The 19,719-nt window shown below is 67.1% G+C and carries 17 protein-coding genes; 7 read left to right on the top strand and 10 right to left on the bottom strand.

The window, feature by feature from the left end:
* Positions 1-58: 58 nt before the first annotated feature.
* Genes ptsP through BKA23_RS16280 form a run of 6 tightly spaced genes read right to left on the bottom strand, consistent with a single transcriptional unit; the run spans position 59 to position 5,828 of the window.
* Entirely contained in the window at positions 59-1,735 is a 1,677-nt protein-coding gene (gene ptsP / locus BKA23_RS16300; protein WP_145230438.1) for a phosphoenolpyruvate--protein phosphotransferase, read from the bottom strand.
* A 7-nt stretch (positions 1,736-1,742) separates the two neighbouring features.
* Positions 1,743-2,021: an HPr family phosphocarrier protein gene (locus tag BKA23_RS16295; protein WP_145230436.1), complete on the bottom strand. Its 279-nt coding sequence runs from the start codon at positions 2,019-2,021 to the stop codon at positions 1,743-1,745.
* Positions 2,022-2,057: 36 nt separating this feature from the next.
* Positions 2,058-3,602, bottom strand: a complete 1,545-nt coding sequence (locus BKA23_RS16290; RefSeq protein ID WP_170226639.1) for a PTS fructose transporter subunit IIC — start codon at positions 3,600-3,602, stop codon at positions 2,058-2,060.
* Positions 3,599-4,048 (bottom strand): PTS sugar transporter subunit IIA, encoded by a 450-nt coding sequence (locus tag BKA23_RS17735; RefSeq protein WP_342783627.1) that lies wholly within the window; start codon positions 4,046-4,048, stop codon positions 3,599-3,601. The genes BKA23_RS16290 and BKA23_RS17735 overlap by 4 nt, the downstream gene beginning before the upstream one ends.
* Positions 4,049-4,083: 35 nt before the next feature.
* Complete coding sequence (pfkB, locus tag BKA23_RS16285) at positions 4,084-5,031, bottom strand: 1-phosphofructokinase (protein WP_145230434.1); 948 nt, start codon at positions 5,029-5,031, stop codon at positions 4,084-4,086.
* Positions 5,028-5,828, bottom strand: coding sequence for a DeoR/GlpR family DNA-binding transcription regulator (locus tag BKA23_RS16280; protein WP_145230432.1), 801 nt, complete (start codon positions 5,826-5,828; stop codon positions 5,028-5,030). The genes pfkB and BKA23_RS16280 overlap by 4 nt, the downstream gene beginning before the upstream one ends.
* A gap of 564 nt (positions 5,829-6,392) precedes the next feature.
* Between BKA23_RS16280 and BKA23_RS16275 the strand changes: the two genes are divergently transcribed.
* From BKA23_RS16275 to BKA23_RS16245, 7 genes are all read left to right on the top strand, one after another.
* Positions 6,393-6,932 carry a MarR family winged helix-turn-helix transcriptional regulator gene (locus BKA23_RS16275; RefSeq protein WP_145230430.1) on the top strand — a complete coding sequence of 180 codons (540 nt, stop codon included), beginning with the start codon at positions 6,393-6,395 and terminating at the stop codon, positions 6,930-6,932.
* Between the two features lie 75 nt (positions 6,933-7,007).
* Positions 7,008-8,720 (top strand): coenzyme B12-dependent isobutyryl-CoA mutase large subunit, encoded by a 1,713-nt coding sequence (gene icmA, locus BKA23_RS16270; protein ID WP_145230428.1) that lies wholly within the window; start codon positions 7,008-7,010, stop codon positions 8,718-8,720.
* A 27-nt stretch (positions 8,721-8,747) separates the two neighbouring features.
* Complete coding sequence (locus BKA23_RS16265; protein WP_145230426.1) at positions 8,748-9,695, top strand: tetratricopeptide repeat protein; 948 nt, start codon at positions 8,748-8,750, stop codon at positions 9,693-9,695.
* A gap of 9 nt (positions 9,696-9,704) precedes the next feature.
* Entirely contained in the window at positions 9,705-10,712 is a 1,008-nt protein-coding gene (locus BKA23_RS16260; RefSeq protein ID WP_145230424.1) for an alpha/beta hydrolase, read from the top strand.
* Positions 10,713-10,717: 5 nt separating this feature from the next.
* Positions 10,718-11,464 carry an esterase family protein gene (locus BKA23_RS16255; protein WP_425473784.1) on the top strand — a complete coding sequence of 249 codons (747 nt, stop codon included), beginning with the start codon at positions 10,718-10,720 and terminating at the stop codon, positions 11,462-11,464.
* 33 nt (positions 11,465-11,497) lie between these two features.
* Entirely contained in the window at positions 11,498-12,736 is a 1,239-nt protein-coding gene (locus BKA23_RS16250) for an ATP-grasp domain-containing protein (protein ID WP_145230420.1), read from the top strand.
* A gap of 16 nt (positions 12,737-12,752) precedes the next feature.
* Positions 12,753-13,214 carry a purine-cytosine permease family protein gene (locus BKA23_RS16245; RefSeq protein ID WP_145230418.1) on the top strand — a complete coding sequence of 154 codons (462 nt, stop codon included), beginning with the start codon at positions 12,753-12,755 and terminating at the stop codon, positions 13,212-13,214.
* Here the strand turns inward: BKA23_RS16245 and BKA23_RS16240 are convergent.
* The 4 genes from BKA23_RS16240 to glgB form a co-directional block, all read right to left on the bottom strand.
* Positions 13,180-13,704, bottom strand: a complete 525-nt coding sequence (locus BKA23_RS16240; protein ID WP_145230416.1) for a P-loop NTPase family protein — start codon at positions 13,702-13,704, stop codon at positions 13,180-13,182. The genes BKA23_RS16245 and BKA23_RS16240 overlap by 35 nt on opposite strands.
* Positions 13,701-14,303, bottom strand: a complete 603-nt coding sequence (locus tag BKA23_RS16235; protein ID WP_145230414.1) for a nucleoside/nucleotide kinase family protein — start codon at positions 14,301-14,303, stop codon at positions 13,701-13,703. Before BKA23_RS16235 ends, BKA23_RS16240 begins: the two co-directional genes overlap by 4 nt.
* Before the next feature lie 83 nt (positions 14,304-14,386).
* Positions 14,387-16,024 (bottom strand): phosphoglucomutase (alpha-D-glucose-1,6-bisphosphate-dependent), encoded by a 1,638-nt coding sequence (gene pgm / locus BKA23_RS16230; RefSeq protein WP_145230412.1) that lies wholly within the window; start codon positions 16,022-16,024, stop codon positions 14,387-14,389.
* Entirely contained in the window at positions 16,002-19,715 is a 3,714-nt protein-coding gene (gene glgB, locus BKA23_RS16225) for a 1,4-alpha-glucan branching protein GlgB (RefSeq protein WP_145230410.1), read from the bottom strand. The genes pgm and glgB overlap by 23 nt, the downstream gene beginning before the upstream one ends.
* Between the last annotated feature and the right edge of the window lie 4 nt (positions 19,716-19,719).

The raw sequence follows: 19,719 nt of genomic DNA, 5'->3' as shown, positions 1-19,719 counted from the left end.
GCGGGCGACCGGGCTGTATGGCGATACCGGCGCACCCCATCCGGTGCGCCGGTACCCGTCACAGCAGGTCCCGCAGACCCGCGTCGGCCAGCGCGGCAGCGGCTTCGAGCGCCTCAGCCGGTGACGTCGCGGACCGTGCCGCGTCGGCCATCTGGGCGCAGGTGTCGAGGGAGTGCGTGGCGAGCGCGAAACGGACCAGGCCGAGTTTGGCCGGGGCCATCGACAGGCTGGTGACGCCGAGCCCGGCCAGGACGCAGGCCATCAACGGGTCACCGGCGGACTCGCCGCAGACGCCGAGTGGCCGCCCGGCGGAGGATGCTCCGGCCGACGCCGCGGCGATGACATCGAGCACGGCCGGCTGCCACGGGTCCAGCAGGTCGGAGAACGCACTGTGGGTGCGGTCGGCGGCCATGGTGTACTGCGCCAGGTCGTTGGTGCCCAAGGAGCCGAACTCGACCTGTGCCAGCACGGTTTCGGCGCGCAACGCGGCCGCCGGCACCTCGATCATGACGCCGGACTCGGGCAGTCCGTGCTCGTGCACGCGCTGCGCGAACCAGCGCGCTTCGTCGACGGTGGCCACCATCGGCGCCATCACCTTGACTGCGGCATCGGTGTCCTTCGCTGCCGCGGCGAGGGCCGCCAACTGGTTGTCGAGCAGGTCGGGACAGGCCTGGCTCATCCGCAGTCCGCGGACGCCGAGCGCCGGATTGTCCTCGGCGCCGAGATCGGCGAACGACAGCGGCTTGTCGGCGCCGGCGTCGAGCGTGCGTACCACGACGCGCCTGCTGCCGAAGGCCGCGAAGACACGACTGTAGATCGCCGTCTGCTCCTCGACGGTTGGCGCACTCTGCTGGCCGAGGAAGAGCACCTCGGTGCGGAACAGTCCGACGCCCTCGACGTCCTGGGTAGCGGCGGCCTCGGCATCCTTCGCGGTGCCGATGTTGGCCAGCAGTGCGACCGGGTGACCGTCCTTGGTGCGGCCGGCGCCGTGGTGTCGACCGATCGCGTTGTTGCGCGCAGTCACCTTGTGCTGCAAGGCATCTCGCAGGTCGCCGTCCGGATCGACGGTGACCTGACCGGTGTCGCCGTCGACGGCGACGAGGGTGCCTTCGGCCAGCTCGGTGGCTCCGGCGACCTGCACGACCGCCGGAATCCCGAGCTGTGCTGCGAGGATCGCCGTGTGACCGTTGCGCCCGCCCGCCTCGGTGACGATGCCCAGCACGAGCGCCGGGTCGAGGGTCGCGGTCTCGGCGGGCGCGAGGTCCTCAGCGACCAGCACGCACTGCGATTCCAGCAGCGGGATGCCGGGATCCGCGCTGCCGCTCAGCCGCGCCACGACCCGATTGCCGACATCCCGCACGTCGGTGGCGCGCTCGGCGAAGTAGTCGCCGAGGGCCAGGAACGAGTCGCAGATCTGCCCGACTCCGGCACTGACCGCGGTCAGTGGGCCGGAGCCGGCGGCGATCCGCTCGTCGACCGCCTTGCGCAGCGTCTTGTCGCGGGCCATGAGTGCCGTCATCTGCAGGATCTCGCGCGCGGTGTCGGTCGCCGACTCTGCCCGGCGTTCGAGGCTTTCGGCCACCGAGTCGAAGGCCTGCGCAACACGTTCCTGGGTCGCCGCCACGTCAGTGGTGCGCGGTTCGTCCATCGGTATGGCGGGGGCGGATCCCACCAGCACCACCGGAGCGATCGCGGACCCGGGGCTGACGGCGACCCCCTGCAGATGTGCACTCATCGACGAGTCACTCCTTGGCGTCGAGATCGGTCGACAGCAACGTGACCAGGTCGTCGAGAGCACCCTCGGCGCCGTCGCCGGTCGCGCTGAGTTCGACGGTCTCACCATGCCGGGCACCCAGGGCCATGACGGCCAGGATGCTCGTCGCGTCGACGGCCTCGTCGCCGGGCCGACCGATCGTGACGTCGAGGCCGGTGCCGCCGGCAGCCTGCACGAACAACGCCGCGGGGCGCGCGTGCAAGCCGACGGCGGACGCGATCTCAACGGTGCGCGTGACAGCAGTCATGTTCGGATTCACTTTCTTCTCAGGGCAGTTCGGGCTTCAGACTGTCGCTGCGGCCGGTTCGGCCACAGTCTGCGCGCCGGCGGTGATCGCCTTGGCGCGCTGCGCCTTCAACAGGATTACCACGAACGCGGTGACGACGGCCCCGATCACGACAGCCAGGACGAACAGCAGTGCGTTGCCGATCAGCGGAGCCACCCAGATGCCGCCGTGGGGTGCGCGCAGCGTGCAGTTGAAGACCATCACCAGACCGCCGGTGGCGCACGATCCGACCATCGAGGAGACGATGACACGCCATGGGTCCGCTGCGGCGAACGGGATGGCACCCTCGGTGATGAAGGAGGCCCCGAGCAACCAGGCCGCTCGGCCGTTCTCACGCTCTGGTTCGGTGAACAACTGCTTGCGCACGACGGTGGCCAGCGCCATACCGAGCGGGGGAACCATGCCGGCGGCCATCACCGCAGCCATCACCCGCAGTTGAGGGGCGTCGGTGGCGGTGCCGACGGCGGCCAGACCGGTGGTCGCGAAGGTGTACGCCACCTTGTTGACCGGGCCACCGAGATCGAAGGCCATCATCGCGCCGAGGACCATTCCCAGGAGCACGATCCCGCTGCCCTTGGACAGGTCGTCCAGGCCGTGGGTGAGCGCGTCGGTGAGCCACTTCAGCGGACGGCCGAGCACGATGATCATCGCGGCGCCGGTGATGACCGTCGACAGCAGCGGTATGACGACGACGGGCATCACGCCGCGCACGCCCTTGGGCACCTTCCAGCGGCTGATCCACAAGGCAAGGAAGCCGCCGATGAATCCGGTCGCGATACCGCCGAGGAATCCGGTGCCCATCGTTGCGGCGATGAAGCCGCCGACGATACCGGGCGTGATGCCTGGACGGTCGGCGATCCCGAAGGCGATGAAGCCGGACAGGATCGGCACCAGGAAGCTGAACGATGCAGCACCGATCACGAACAGCAGGCCGGCCCAGTGCATCCCGGATCCGGCGTTGAAGTGTGTGACCAGGTTGTAGCTCGCGGACAGGCCGGTCGGTGTCGTGAGGCTGTAGTTGGTCACGTCGATGGCGCCGCGCTTGCCGCCGGCGACCTGCGCGAGCATGAAGGACAACGCGATCAGGATGCCGCCCGCAGCGACGAACGGGATCATGTAGCTCACACCGGTCATCAGCCACTGCCGGATCCGGGTGCCGACGGAGGCGCCCTCCTCGACCTTGGTCACCAGACCACCGCCGGTGGGAGCCGCGGCCGATGCGGCACCGAGTTCACCGCGTTCGGCCAGGCCGACGGCCTGCTCGATCAGACCGGCTGCATCGGAGATGGCCTTCTTGACGCCGACGTCGACCGTCGGCTTGCCGGCGAACCGGCCACGGTCCTTGACCTCGAGGTCGTGCGCGAAGACGACGGCGTCGGCCGCGGCAATGACCTCCGGGGACAGCGGGGTGGACCCCGCAGAGCCCTGGGTCTCGACCTGCATCTCGTGGCCGGCATCCTTGGCTGCCTGCTCGAGTGCTTCGGCAGCCATGTAGGTGTGCGCGATGCCCGTGGGGCATGAGGTGACTCCGACGAGTTTCATGCCGCCACCACCTGCGTGGTCACGATCTCGACGACTGCATCGGCGTCTGCGGCCTCGGCCAGTGACGTGCGAAAGTCCGCACGCATCAGCTTGCGCGCGAGCGCGGCGAGGATCTTCAGGTGCTCGTCACCGCCGCCTTCGGGCGCGGCGATCAGGAAGACGAGAGTGGCGGGGCCGTCTTCGGCGCCCCAGTCGATGCCGCCGGCGCTGCGCGCGAAGACGAGCGACGGTTCGGAGACGGCGCTGCTGCGGGCGTGGGGTATGCCGATACCTCCCGGCAGCCCGGTGGCCATCTGCTCCTCGCGGGCGCGCACGTCGGCAAGGAAGGAGTCGAGATCGGTGACACGCCCGGCGTCGGCGAGGGTCTGCGCCATCTGCCGGGTGGCATCGTGCCGGTCGGCAGCGTGCAGGTCGAGCAGCACCTGGTCGCGGGTGATGATGGACATGGTCATTCCTTTTCTGGTGGTGAAATCCGGTTGCTTCAGTCGGTGAGCCGACGGGATCCGTCGAGGTCGGTGGTGATCGTGGCGTGCACTCCGGCCAGGTCAGCCGGGGTCGGCATACGGGAGCCGGGCAGTTGGACTGCGGCGGTGCCCCAGACCACGCCCGTGCGCAGGGATTCGGCCAGATCGTGGCCGCTGTCGAGCGCTGACAGCACGCCGGCGAGCAGCGAATCACCAGCTCCGACAGTCGATTTCGGCTTCGGGGCGACGGCGTGCGCATGTATGGCGCACCTTTCGCCGACGGCGAGAGCGCCGTCCTTGCCGAGGCTGACGATCACGGTGGTGACGCCTTCTCGGATGACATCACGAGCGGCCGAGCAGACCTGATCGACCGTTTCGAGGTCGCGGCCCACAAGTTCGGCCAACTCGGTGCGATTGGGCTTGATCAGCTGCGGGCACGCATCGACGCCCGCGCGCAGTGCGGCGCCCGAAGCGTCGATGGCCACCGACGCTCCCGCGGCTCGGGCCCGACGCACGACCTGGGTGGTGAAGTCGTCGGGCAGGCCTGGCGGGAGAGCGCCGCACAGCGCCAGCCAGCCGGCGCCGGTGATCAGTTCTTCGGTGGTGTCGAGCAGGCACGCGACCTCTGCGGGGCTCAGGTGCGGGCCGGCTTCGTTGACCTTGGTGGTCGTGCCGTCGGGCTCGATGATGGCGGTGTTGACGCGGATCGCGGAGGCGACCGGCACGATGCGGGTGGCGACGTGCTCCTCGCTGATGAGCAGTTCCATCAGGCGGCCGTTGTTGCCGCCACACGGAAAGACCGCGACGCTGTCGGAGCCGTTGGCCAGCAAGGCACGGGTGACGTTGACGCCTTTGCCGCCCGGTTCGAGCGTGCTGGCGACGGCCCGGTTGACCTCGCCGCGCACCAGGTCGCCGACGCTGAGCGTGCGGTCGAGCGACGGGTTCGGGGTCAGGGTGATGATCACGCGCAGATCACCTCCGGACCCGCCGCGGTGATGGCGTTGCAGGTCTTGGCGGCGGCAGCGCTATCGGTGACGACGGTGTCGATCTGTTCCAGCGTCGCGAACCGGGTGAAGTGGTCGACGCCGATCTTGGTGCTGTCGACGAGCACGACACGGCGGCGGCTGGCGGTCATGATCGCGCGCTTGACGCTGGCCTCGCGCTGGTCGGGGGTCGTCAGGCCGTGTTCCACGGACAGACCGTTGGTGCCCAGGATCGCCAGATCGGCATACAGCTCGCCGAGGGCGGCGGTAGCCCAGTCGCCGACGGCTGTCTGGGTGCGTGCTCGCACGTATCCGCCGAGCAGATGCAGGCTGACGTTGCTCAGGGGCAGCAGGGCGGATGCCAGTGGCAGGGATGCCGTGACGACAGTCAGCTTGCGATCGCGCGGAAAGCCTTCGGCCAGCAGTGCGGTGGTCGAACCGCCGTCGACGATGACCGTGCCCTCCTCGGGCAGCAGTTGGAGGGCGGCCGCGGCGATGCGTGCCTTCTCGTCGGCCTGTGCCTGGGTACGTATGGCGAGGGTGGGCTCGAAATCCAGCTTCTCGACGGGGATCGCGCCACCGTGCACCCGGTGCAGCCGGCCACTGCTCTCCAGCGCTTTGAGATCACGACGGACGGTCTCCGGGGTGACGCCGAGGTGCTCGGCGGCACCGGCGACCTCGACGCGGCCGTCAGTTGCGGCGATCTGCAGGATGCGCGACTGGCGCTCCTGCGCATAGAGCGATCCGGAGCCCTTGGTGGTCGAAGTGTGATCTGGCACACGACAGTTGTACCTGGCGATCGGATCAAAAACAATAGAAACGGACAAGTAACAAACAAATCGGACTCAAGCGGGTCTGGTGGGACGACGGCAACGGCGTGGGAGAGGGAAGACGATGCCGTCGCGTCCTGCCACGCGATACGTGGCTTCACGAGATGACGGCCCACGAGATGGTGGCCCACGCCGTGCGCGAGCCAGGTGTGTCCCGCGACGACCTGAGCCGTGGGGCGAGATGGTGGCCACGTCGTACGCGAGCCAGGTGTGTCCCGCGACGACCTGGGCCATGCGACGAGATGTCGCTATACGTCGGATCACTGCTGGAGAAACCGGCAGATGCTGACATCTCGTGGAGGTGGTTGCTGGGGAGACCGGCGAATGTTGACATCTCGTGGAGGTGGTTGCTGGGGAGACCGGCGAATGTTGACATCTCGTGGAGGTGGTCGCTGGGGCAACCGGCAGATGTCGACACCTCGCGGGGGTCGAGTCGGCCGACGCCACCACGCGGGTAGCCGACGAATGGGACGCCGCCTGGGCGTCTCGGGAATGGCAACTACATTCGGTGCAATGACGCCGAGGCTGCCCTTCGACCCGATCGAGCGGGCCGCCGAGTTGTGGCGGGAGCGGTGGGGCGCAGCCTCGCCCGTGCAGGCGATGGCCACGGCGACCTCGATCATGCGGGTGCAGCAACTGCTGCTGGCCGAACTCGACGCGACCGTCGCGGCATACGGCCTGACCTTCGCGCGCTACGAGGCACTCGTCCTTCTGGCGTTCTCGAGCCGCGGCGAACTGCCGATGAGCAAGGTCGGCGAGCGCCTGATGATTCATCCGACGAGCGCCACCAACATCGTCCAGCGACTGGCGGCCGACGGACTGGTCGACCGAGTGCCGAATCCGCGCGACGGCCGCGGGACGCTGGCCAGGCTCACCGACGCGGGCAGGCAGGTCATGGAGCAGGCGACGGCCGCACTGCACGAGATCGAGTTCGGTCTCAGCGCGCTTGATGATCGGCAACATGGGCGCTTGCAGGAGACGCTGCGCGTCATACGTGTCGATGCCGGTGACCTTCCGGCGGCGACCGACGAGAGTTCTCCCAGCGGCGACTGACGACGGTCCTGCCGGTGCCCGTCGACCGCTGTGGCCGATGCGACAAATACTAGGAAGTCCTAGTATTTTGGGGACATGGGCGAACACGACGGGCAGACCGGTAGGCAGCGCTGGCAGGCCGCATACGACGCGGCTGAGGCGAAGGGTCAGGTCCGCGATGCGGATTTCACAACTCTTTCCGGCATGGAGGTCGACCCGGCATACGGGCCGGACGAGGTGCCTGAATCGATCGGTTGGCCCGGCGAATTCCCTTACACCCGAGGGCTTTACCCGACTGGTTACCGCGGGCGACCATGGACCATCCGGCAGTTCGCGGGCTTCGGCAACGCGGTGCAGACCAACGAGCGCTACAAGCTGATCCTGCAGCGCGGTGGTGGCGGCTTGTCCGTCGCCTTCGACATGCCGACCCTCATGGGCCGCGACTCCGATGACGCCTTGAGTCTCGGCGAGGTGGGGCACTGCGGTGTCGCGATCGACTCGGCCGCCGACATGGAGGTCTTGTTCAAGGACATCCCGCTCGGCGATGTCACCACGTCGATGACGATCAGCGGCCCGGCGGTGCCGGCCTTCTGCATGTACATCGTCGCGGCGGAGCGCCAGGGCGTCGACACCTCCGTGCTCAACGGCACCCTGCAGACCGACATCTTCAAGGAATACATCGCTCAGAAGGAGTGGCTCTTCGCCCCCGAGCCGCATCTGCGTCTGATCGGTGACCTGATGGAGTACACCTCCGCGAAAATCCCTGCGTACAAACCGCTTTCGGTGTCGGGTTATCACATCCGTGAGGCCGGCTCGACTGCCGCGCAGGAGCTCGCCTACACCCTCGCCGACGGCTTCGGTTACGTCGAACTCGGCCTGTCCCGCGGCCTCGATGTCGACGTCTTCGCGCCCGGCCTGTCGTTCTTCTTCGACAGCCACATCGACTTCTTCGAGGAGATCGCCAAGTTCCGCGCGGCTCGCCGGATCTGGGCTCGCTGGATGCGCGACGAGTATGGCGCCAAGACCGCCAAAGCCCAGTGGCTGCGTTTCCACACCCAGACCGCAGGCGTCTCGCTGACCGCCCAGCAGCCGATGAACAACGTCGTCCGCACCGCGGTCGAGGCGCTCGCGGCCGTCCTCGGGGGCACCAACTCCTTGCACACCAACGCACTCGACGAGACGCTTGCACTGCCGAGCGACCAGTCGGCCGAGGTTGCGCTTCGCACGCAGCAGGTGCTGATGGACGAAACCGGCATCACGAATGTCGCTGACCCGCTTGGTGGTTCGTGGTACATCGAAGCGCTGACCGACAAGATCGAGGCGGAGGCTGAGGCGATCTTCGACAAGATCCGCGCGATGGGCGAGCTCGACCGTGCCCGCACTGCGGAGGGCGAGGTGCAGCACGAGATCGGTCCGATCACCTCGGGTCTGCTGCGTGGCATCGAGGACGGCTGGTTCATGTCCGAGATCGCCGAGGCTGCGTTCCAGTACCAAGTCGCACTCGAGAAGGGCGACAAGAAGGTTGTCGGGGTCAATGTGCACACCGAATCGCTCGCCGGTGACTTGGAGATCTTGCGTGTGTCGCACGAGGTCGAGCGCGAGCAGGTGCGAATGCTCAGCGAGCGCAAGGCTGCTCGCGACAACGCTGCCGTCGAGCAGGCGCTCGCGACGATGGTGCAGGTCGCTCGCGGCGACGGCAATCTCATCGAACCGATGCTGGCGGCGGTCCGCGTCGAGGCCACGATGGGCGAGATCTGCAACGCGCTGCGCGATGTGTGGGGCGTCTACCGCGAACCCGCTCGTTTCTGAGCAACCGCCGACGCAGACAATAGGGACATGACTGACAAGCCGATCACTCCTGCGTCGCTGCGTGGCGCTGTCGATCTGTCGAGCCTCGCGCGGCCGGCAGCCTCCCGTGCCCAGTCCGGCGCCGGCGCTCAGCCCGGTGGCGCAACGGCCGACAATGTCGTGATCGAGGTCGACGACGCGAGCTTCGGCGACGTCGTGGAGTCCTCGGTGCAGGTTCCTGTCATCCTGGCGGTCTACTCCGGCAGCAGGCAACAGAGCCGTGACCATGTGGATTCCCTTGCGGCACTTGTGCGTTCGTATGCCGGCCGGCTGATCCTGGCGACCGCTGACATCGACGTCGCGATGCAGATCCGTTCGGCGCTGCAGGTGCAGCAGGTGCCCATGGTGCTCGGCATACTCAAGGGTCAGCCGGTGCCGCTGTATGTCGGTGACCAGCCCGACGACGCGATCCGGCAAGTGCTGGACAAGGTCCTCGAGGCCGCGGCGGCCAACGGAGTCACCGGCCGTGTCGAGGTGTCGGGCGAAGGCGCCGCCGACGACGATCAGCCCGCCGAGCCGGAGCTGCCGGAGACCCACCAGCGTGCGTTCGACGCGATCGAGCGGGGCGACTACGCCGCTGCGGTCGCGGCCTACGAGGAAGCGCTCAAGGCAGACCCGCAGGACGAAGACGCCAAGCTCGGCCTGGGCCAGGTCAAGCTGCTGCAGCGCACCGACGGTGTCGACCTCGCCCAGGCTCGACAGGCCGCTGCCGAGGCACCGACCGATGTCGACAAGCAGACCGTCGTGGCCGATCTCGACCTGCTCGGTGGCCACGTCGAGGATGCCTTCGCCCGGCTGGTGGACCTGGTGCGTGCGACCACCGGCGACGAACGCAATGCCGCGCGGCAGCATCTGCTCGAACTCTTCGAGGTCGTCGGGCCTGCCGACCCTCGCGTCAAGAAGGCGCGCACGGCGCTGATGTCGGCGTTGTACTGACGCAAGGCGATGGAACTGCGGCTGCGCGACGAAAGTCGGCGATGGTCCGCGGTCGCCCTCGACGCCGCGCTGTATGGCGGTCCGTGTCGTTGGCGCGACGGTTGGTGGACGCGCAGCGTCGAGACCGCGGGCGTGCGTCGCCTGGAGTACAAGTTCTGGGTGACGACCCACGATGGTCAGCGCAGTTCGATGCTTGATCCGTTGTGCCGCAACGTCGTTCGCACCGGCTTCGGTGACAAGTCCGAATGGCGTGCCCGGGGCTATCGCGAACCGCAATGGCTCTCCGCCGACGCTGTCAGGGGCCGGATGACCACGACGGTCTTTCCGTCGACGCTCGCCGGCGGAATCCCCGCACGGGTGTGGATTCCGGTCGGCTTGCGCGCCGCGGACCCGGCTCCGCTGCTGTGGTGCCACGACGGCAGCGGCTACCTCGACGGCGCTGACATCACACAGTGGGCGGGTGCGCACATCGCCGCCGGCGATCTGCCGCCGTTCCGGCTGGTGCTCGCCGATGCCCGGCAGCGGATGTCGTGGTATTCCGGCTCCGCCGCGTATCTGCGGTCGGCACGTGATGCGCTGACCGCCCTCTCCGATCGGTATGCCGTGCGCGGCCCGGTCGGTGTCTTGGGCTCCAGTCTCGGTGGTCTCACGTCGCTGCTGCTGTCGGCCGGTGACCCGCGGATCGGTGCTGTGCTGAGTCAGTCCGGGTCGTTCTTCGAACCGGGTCCGCGCGGTCGTTCAGATGCCGGTTTCCGGTGGTATCCGCGGATCAGTTCCCTTGTGCGACAACTGAAGTCGGCACCACCGCCGCGGCATACGTTGTCGGTCGCACTGACCTGGGGAGCAGCCGAGGGCAACCGCGGCAACAACGAGCGGATGGCTGCCGCCCTGACCCGGCACGGTTGGGACGTGCGCGCCGCCGAGCTACCGGGCCAGCACACGATGACCGACTGGCGGGACGGGCTGGATCCGATTCTGCCGAAGCTGTTGCGGGACAGCTGGTGTGCGCAAGGATGAGTGACGTGAGCCACGAACGAGTTGAACTGCCTGTGCCCGGAACGGACGCGACCCTCGGCGTCATTCGGCACGGGCACTACGGTCGACCGGTGCTGGTGTTTCCCAGCGAGGCCGGGCGGGCCGAGGACTTCGCGGGCAATGGCATGGTGGACGCGGTGCGATCGTTGGTCGATGCCGGTCGGGTCAGCTTCTTCTGCGTGGATTCCGCTGACAGGTGGACGTGGTCGGACAATGCCCAGACGACCGAGGAGCGCGCCAAAGGCCACCAGCTGTACACGCGCTGGCTTGAGGAATCCGTCGTTCCATGGGTGCACGAGCAACTCGGCGGATCCGCGCCGCTCATCACGACCGGTGTCTCGATGGGCGCCTATCACGCGGTCCACTTCACGCTCACTCATGCGCATCTGGCACCGCTCGCGATCGGCATGTCCGGCAACTACGACGTCAAGACCTGGAACGGTCACGGCGAACACGGCGACGCCACCTATTTCGCCAACCCGATGGACTACGTGTCCGGGATGTCCGGCGACCACCTGGACTGGGTGCGCGCAAACGCCAGCATCCTGCTGGTGGTGGGTCAGGGGCCATTCGAGACGCATCCGACGAGGTCGCTGCAGTCGACCATCGACTTCGCAAAAGTATTGTCGGACAAGGGAATTCCCCACGAGATCGACGTGTGGGGCCACGACAGTGCGCACGACTGGCCGTGGTGGCAGCGGCAGTTGGCGCACCACCTGCCACGGTTCTGCTGACCCAGTGATCGTTCACGAGGAGAGGTTGTCGGTATGACGGAGCACCTGATCGGCTTGCTGCTCGGCGCAGAGGAGGACTGGCCGCGAGCGTTCGAGGAGCTCACACGGCGGGTGGGTCCGGTCACCGCGCCGGACGGCACGACCCACGACATACGCACCGAGCGGTTGAGCATCGAGCCGTTCAACCTGCGTGACCGGCCGCGCACCGACTTGGTCATCGACCGCCTGGCGCACTGGTACTACCACCCGCGCGAGTGGCTGAAGAAGGTCGCGCTGATGGACGACGTCTATCTGCTGAACTCCCCGTTCACCTTTCAGTCGATGGAGAAGCACTCGGCATACTGCGCGCTGATGCGGCTCGGGATGCACGTGCCCGAGACGGTGTTGGTGCCCTACAAGAACCCGCTCGACAACGTTCGCTGGGCATACACGTCTTCGAAGTACAACCGCTCGTTCGACCTGGATGCCATCGCTGCCGAACTCGGGTATCCGATGTTCATGAAGCCCTTCGACGGTGGCGCGTGGCGGGGCGTGTCGATGATCAAGGACGAGCAGGCGCTGCACGCGGCGTATGACGATTCCGGCGAGATGCTGATGCACCTGCAGAAGGCAGTCGACGGATTCGAAGTGTTTGCAAGGGCGCTCACCATCGGGCCGGAGACGATGGTGATGAAGTTCCGCCCCGACGAGCCGATGCACGATCGCTACGAGGTTGCCTACGACTTCCTCACCCCCGAGGTGGGTGCGGAGACGCGCACGATCGCCCAGACGGTGAACGCGTTCTTCCGGTGGGAGTTCAACAGCTGCGAGATGCTGGTGAAGGACGGTGTGGTCTATCCGATCGACTACGCCAATGCCTGCCCGGATGTCGCGATCACCTCGCTGCACTACTACTTCCCCTGGGCGATCAAGTCGCTGTTGAAATGGTCGATCTTTTGCACCGTGACCGACCGTCGTTGTCGCACGCAGGTCGACACCGACCCGTGGTTCGCAGTGGCCGATCGTGGCGATGACTATGCAGCGAAACTGCATGCTTACCAGCGTCTTTCGGACGAATACTTCGAAGTCGAGAACTACCGGGAGTTCGTCGAGACATCGCTCGGGCATGTCGACGAACTCGTGCTGGACTGGGTGCTGTCGGACGAGTTCGACCGACTGCTGGTCGAGACGGTGCGATCGACCTATCCGGCGCACGAGCACGAGCGTTTCCTCGCGCACTTCCGCGGGCTGACCGGGCTGTGGGCCAAGGACGAGGAAAAGCTCCTGGGATGACCGAAGTGCTGCGCTGATGACCGACACGACGGATCGTCGTTGTCTTCTTCGCCAGCGACTTCCTCGGGCCGTTCGAAGGATTCCTGACGACGGTCGGCGTGCCGATCGCGCATGGTGCGGAGTCTTCCTGGGCGATCTGGTCCGGCGGCGCACGTATGCCGATGCCGATCTGTATGACGCGCGTGGTCGCTATGGCTCGATCCGGCCCATTCCGTTGGCGCGTCTCGTGATCGGCACAGCCGTCGGATGGGAGTTGGTGACCAAGTCCACAGGCACCAGTTGGTTGCAGTGGCAGGGTTTTCTGCTCAGGCCGGTCGGCCTGGGTGACGCGACCGGCAGTTGGGCTGGTGCAGGTCTCGGCGTGCTTGTGGCTCTGGTGATCGGATTCGTCGGGTCTGTACTCAGCACGGCGTCGCGCCCGAACCGTCGATACGCTCGCGACGTCACCGTGAGCCCTCAGCATCGAGATCTGCGGTGATACGCGAAAGCGCTTGTGCTGCAGGCGCATCGGCATCAAGCACGATCTCGTCAGGTAACCCCAGCAGGTCCTCGTCATGCCACCACTGACGCATGTCGTCGGACGTCCAATTGGCAGTATCCGGGCTGAGTCGGTGCCGTCGCACTGTCTCCTCGAAGGGCGCCGACAGGTAGTAGACGTGATTGTGGCCGACATGGTCGGCCAGCAGCCGGGTGAGCATCGTTCCGTACAAATCCGCGTAGAGGATGCCCTCCAGGACGACGTCGCGACCCGAGTCGAGGCAGAATCGCACCATCAGGTCAAGCAGTTCGACCGTGTCGAGATGTTCTCCGGAGAGCGATTCCTTCAGGACAATGCGTCGCACATGGTCTTGTCCGACGACCGACATCGGTCGCTCCCGAAGTGCCATCGACAGCGTGCTCTTGCCGGTCCGGGAGTTGCCTCGGATGACGACAAGATGCGTGGTGGCGGATCCGGTGGACTGTGTCACCGCACTGGATCAGCCTCTGCCGACTCGGGCTCGAACTCCGCAGTGTCGACGAGTGCTTCGTCCTGGCGCTGCAGGATCGTGGTGATCGTCTGGGCCACCGACAGGTCGGTGTTGTCGAGCCAGAGCCCGACGCGGTCGGTGTCGCGCTCGATGGTGTCGACCAGACCTTCAACGGTGATGCCGTCGCGGTAGGCGTTCTTGCGGCGGGCTTCCTCGCGCTCGTAGATCGCATCGATGCTAGGAGTGAGCATCACGAAGTGCAGCGGTTCTGGTGCGGCGAGCACGAGGAAGTCGTCGAGAAAGTCGCCGAAGATGTTGTCGGCGATCACTGCGTCGAAGCCGGCCGAGCGGTAGACGTCGGCGAGGGTGAGAGCCCCGGCATACCGAAGAAACAACTGCTCGACCGCGCCCACGGTCGCGGGCTCGGTCATCGGTTCACTGCCGGACACCACCACACCGTCGACGGTGTCGCCGTCGATGAAGACGGCCCTGGTCAGACCGGCCGCGAGGGCCTGCCCGACGGTCGACTTGCCAGCAGCCTGGGCACCGGAGATGACGAAAAGCCTGCCCAGCGCCTGTGTTTCACTCGAGTTGCTCACCGGTCCACGCTATCCGACGACCACGGCCGTGCCGCGCTCCTGGCCGTTGCGGAGATTGCGGCACGTGGCATGTCAGCAAACTGTCAGCGCAGTGCAGCAGCGACGATCTCTTTGGCCTCCTGCTGCACCTGTGACAGATGGTCCGGGCCGTGGAAGGATTCTGCGTAGATCTTGTAGACATCCTCGGTGCCCGACGGTCGGGCCGCGAACCATGCGCTCTGGGTGGTCACCTTGAGCCCGCCGACGGGCGCGTCATTGCCCGGCGCGGCTGTCAGCTTCGCGGTGATCGCCTCGCCGGCGAGAGTGGTCGAGCTGACATCGTCCGGAGACAGCGCCGCGAGCTTGGCCTTCTCCTCTCGGGTGGCCGCTGCGTCGATGCGTGCGTATGCCGGGTCTCCATGCTGCTGAACGAGATCGGCGTAGTGCTCGCTCGGTGAACGATCGGTTGTGGCCAGGATCTCGGACGCGAGCAGCGCGAGCACGATGCCGTCCTTGTCAGTGGTCCACACGGTGCCGTCCTTGCGCAGGAAGGATGCTCCCGCGGACTCCTCACCGCCGAAACCGACTGTGCCGTCGAGCAATCCGGGCACAAACCACTTGAAACCGACAGGCACCTCCCAGAGCGTGGCTCCCACCGACTCGACCACGCGGTCGATCATCGACGACGACACCAGCGTCTTGCCGACCCGGTCGCTGGACCAGCCAGGACGTGCTCCGCCATACAGGTATTGGATCGCGACGGACAGATAGTGGTTGGGATTCATCAGGCCCGCGTCCGGCGTCACGATGCCGTGCCGGTCGGAGTCGGCATCATTGCCGGTGGCAATGTCGAAGTCGTCGCGGCGCCGGATGAGCGAGGCCATCGCGGACGGTGACGAGCAGTCCATCCGGATCTTCTCGTCCCAGTCCAGTGTCATGAACCGCCACGTCGGGTCGACCAACGGATTGACGACGGTCAGGTCGAGACCGTGCCGATCGGCGATCGCAGCCCAGTAGTCGACCGATGCACCACCCAAGGGATCCGCGCCGATGCGTACACCGGCCGCCTTGATCGCTTGCAGATCAATGAGATTCGGCAGGTCGTCGACGTAGGTGCCCATGAAGTCGTATGACGATGCTGCCGCTCTGGCGCGCGCGAACGGGATGCGTCGCACACCAGCGAGACCCGCCCGCAGGTAGTCGTTGGCCGTCGCAGCGATCACCTTGGTGGCATCGCTGTCGGCAGGCCCGCCGTGCGGTGGGTTGTATTTGAAACCGCCGTCGGCCGGGGGATTGTGTGACGGCGTGACGACGATGCCGTCGGCAAGTCCGGAGCCGGTGGTCCGACCACCGTTCGCTCGCAGGATCGCGTGCGAGACGGCCGGCGTCGGAGTGTAGGCATCACCGGAATCCACCAGCACCGCAACGTCGTTCGCGGCGAGCACCTCAAGAGCCGACGCCCACGCCGGCTCGGACAGCCCGTGGGTGTCGCGGCCGATGAACAGCGGGCCGTCATACCCCTGGGACCGTCGGTAGTCGACGATCGCTTGCGTGGTGGCCAGAATGTGCGCCTCGTTGAAGGCGCCCTTCAGTGAGGACCCACGATGGCCGGAGGTGCCGAAAACGACCTGCTGGTCGACGTTGTCGGGATCCGGGTCGACGGTGTAGTAGCTCGTGACCAGATGGGCCACGTCGACCAGGTCGCGTGGCTGCGCCGGTTCACCGGCTCGTGACGTCGTCATCGGCTGCTCCTTCGTCGTCGGTGCTTTCGGCCGTGACCTCGGTGTCGGGGACGAACCACACGGCCGCCAGCGAAGGCAGCGTCATCACCGCGGAATACGGCTGATCGTTCCACGGAACCGGCTCGGCGGTGACGCTTCCGAGATTTCCGCGACCGGCTCCGCCATACAGCTCGGCGTCGGTGTTGAGCACCTCGAGCCACCGGCCGGGGCGCGGCAGGCCGACACGCACGTCGCGGTGTTCGGCGCCGCTGAAGTTCACGACCGAAGCGACGACGGGGCGTTCCTCGGCGGTTGCATCGTCCGGCGCGTGCCCGTAGCGCAGGTAGGACACGGTGTTGGTGTCGCCGCCGGAGGGGTCGATCCACTGAAATCCGGCGGGGGAGTTGTCCAGCTCCCACAACGCCGGATGCTGCTTGTAGAGGTTGTTGAGATCGCGCACGAGCGCGAGCACCCCGTGGTGGGCGGGCTGGTCCAGCAGCCACCAGTCGAGGCTGCGCCCGTCGGCCCACTCCGACTCCTGGGCGAACTCGGTGCCCATGAAGATCAGCTGCTTGCCCGGGTGGCTCCACATGTTGGCCAGATAGGAGCGCACCCCGGCAAGCTGCTCCCACCGGTTGCCCGGCATCTTGCGCAGCAGCGAACCCTTGCCGTGCACGACCTCGTCGTGGCTGATCGGCAGCACGAACTGCTCGCTCCAGGCGTAGACGAGCGCGAAGGTGAGCTTGTCGTGGTGGTAGCGGCGGTAGATCGGCGCGTTCGCCACGTAGTCCAGCGAGTCGTGCATCCAGCCCATGTTCCACTTGAAGCCGAAGCCGAGACCGCCGGCGTCGGTGGGCTTGGTGACACCCGGCCACGAGGTGGATTCCTCGGCGATCATCACCGTGCCCGGCAAGCGGCGGTATGTCGTGGCGTTCGTCTCCTGCAGCAATTGCACCGCTTCGAGGTTCTCGCGGCCACCGTGCCGGTTGGGCAGCCACTCGCCGTCGTTGCGGGAGTAGTCGAGGTAGAGCATTGAGGCAACACCGTCGACGCGCAGACCGTCGGCGTGGAACTCCTGCATCCAGTAGACCGCGTTGGCGACCAGGAAGTTGCGCACCTGCGGACGGCCGAAATCGAAGATGTACGAACCCCATTCGGGGTGCCAGCCGCGTCGGCGGTCGGGGTGCTCGTAGAGCGCGGTGCCGTCGAACCGGGCCAGCGCCCACTCGTCGGTCGCGAAATGGCCGGGCACCCAGTCGAGGATGACGCCGATGCCCTCCTGGTGCAGCCGGTCGACGAGATAGCGGAAGTCGTCCGGGTGCCCCAGGCGTGAGTTCGGGGCGTAGTAACCGGTGACGTGGTAGCCCCAGGACGGTGGGTACGGGTGCTCCATCACCGGCATGAACTCCACGTGGGTGAAACCCAGCTCCTTGACGTAGCCCACAAGCTCGTCGGCAAGTTCGCGGTAGGACCGCCCCTGCCGCCACGACATCGGGTGCACCTCATAGATGCTCATCGGCTGGCCGTGCGCGTCGACCGACGCGCGGCGCTGGAGCCACTCCTCGTCACCCCACTCGTAGCTGGACTCGGTCACGACCGACGCCGTTGCCGGTGCCGTCTCGGACTGCCGGGCCATCGGGTCGGCCTTCTTGCGCCATACGTCGTCGGCGCACAGCACGTCGAACTTGTACCGCGTGCCGGCTTCCGCCGACGGCACGAACAACTCCCACACACCACTGGTGCCCAGCTGCCGCATGGGGTGGCCCTGGCCGTCCCACTGGTTGAAATCGCCGACGACGCGCACTCCTCGTGCGTTAGGCGCCCAGACGGCGAACGACGTGCCGCGGACCAGCCCGAGCGGGCCGTCGTACGCGCGCACGTGCGCGCCGAGCACGCTCCACAACTGCTCGTGACGGCCCTCGCCGATCAGGTGCAGGTCGATCTGGCCCAGCGACGGCAGAAATCGGTACGGGTCGTCGGCCACGTGCTCGACGCCGTCGTCATACGTGGTGATGACCCGGTAGTCCGGCACCTGGGTGACACCATCGAGGCGGGCGCTCCACAGGCCCTCGTATTCGTGCGTGAGGGAATGCCGGGTGTCGTCCTGCAGGCGCACCGCGACGGTGGAGGCGAACGGGCGGAACACCCGGATCACCACACCCGCGTCGTCCTCGTGGGGGCCGAGCAGTTGGTGCGGGTCTCCGTAGCGACCGGTCAGCAGCGCCTGCGCCACGTCGTGGCCGAGCGCGATGGAGGGGGCGGCGGTCATCTCGGTGCTCCTCGTGGTGGGTAGCAGGTGCAGGATCGCCGCTCGGGGGATGGGCAGCCAGTCCGGTCGGTTGCGGGCCTCGTAGACGACCTCGTAGCAGGCCTTGTCGACCTCGAATGCGTCGAGCAGGGCCTGGTGATCGGCCACGTCGATGCCGAGTTCGGCGGCGTAGCCGCTGAGGAAGCCGGCCCGGGCGGTCTGTGCCCACGTGGTGCGGTCGCCGCCGCCCTCGTGCTCCACCGTGCCTGCGGCGTAGTCGAAGGAGCGAAGCATGCCTGCCACGTCGCGCAGCGGCTCGTCGAGCACCGTGCGCTCGTGTAGCGGACGTAGCGGCTCACCCTCGAAATCCAGCAGGATCCAACCCTTTTCGGGCACATCGAGCACCTGGCCGAGGTGGTAGTCGCCGTGGATCCGTTGCAGCTGCGGCCAGGCGTCCTCGCTGGCGCGTGCGAGCAGTGCCTCGAAAGCATCCTCGCGCTCGGCGAGTTCGGGCACCTCGCGGACTGCGTCGGCGAACCGGCGGCGCATCGCCGCGACGGTGTCGGCGACGTCCTGCTGCAGTGGTTCGGCTGTGGGGCACAGCGCAGCGAGTTGCCGGTGGACGTCGGCGGTGGCGGCACCGAGAGCGGCGGCGGGCGCACTGAAGTCACGGTCTGCGGTGGCGGCGTCGAGCGCCTCGCGCCAGGCATCGCGCACCCCCGGGAAGAACGTCTGCACGAACGCCAGGTCACCGCGGGCCGGTGCGTCGGGTATGCCGGAGGGCCACTCGCCGGTCAGTGATCCGACCATGACCGCGATGCGCTCGCTGCCGGCGTCGCTGAGGATCGTCTGCAGTTCGACGTCGGGATTGGCGCCGTCGTGCAGCACGCGAAACACCTTGATGATCAACGGCTCGTCGTCGGCGACGTCGACGATCACCGAGGTGTTGGACTGCTCGCCACGCAATACGTGGCTGCGAACCACCTGCGGCACGGCCGCATGACGGAAGCCACTGCCGCGCACCGTCACCGACGCCGGCAACTCGACACCGGTCGCCGTGCCGTCAGCAGCGTGCACGACCATCGCGGCGCCGCGTGCGCCGGTGACCATCGCACGCAGCAACGCGGCAACGAAGACCGGGTCGTGGCAACCGTCGTACACGTAGCGGGTGCCCAGCACCGAATGCTCCATCGTGCCGACGAGCGCATCGTCGAGGGCATCAGGCAATGGCTCGCCGCGGTAGGTGACCGGCACCTGGTAGACCACCGGATCGGTGCCCGAATCGTCAGCAACGACAAGCACTTCGATGCCGACCTCGCCGTCCGGGTCATCGAAGCGGTAGCTGCCGAGACGGCGCAGCTGCGGCGCGCTGCCCTTGCCGACATACCACCGCCGGTTGCCGATCCATCCCGCGAGCAGGTCGACCTTGCCGGGCGTCAGTTCGGCCTGAAAGATGATGGCCATGGCG

It is taken from the genome of Rudaeicoccus suwonensis (assembly GCF_007829035.1).
Taxonomy (GTDB): Bacteria; Actinomycetota; Actinomycetes; order Actinomycetales; family Dermatophilaceae; genus Rudaeicoccus; species Rudaeicoccus suwonensis.
The sequence above is the reverse complement of the archived record's forward strand: the minus strand, read 5'-3'. Positions and strand labels throughout refer to the sequence as shown.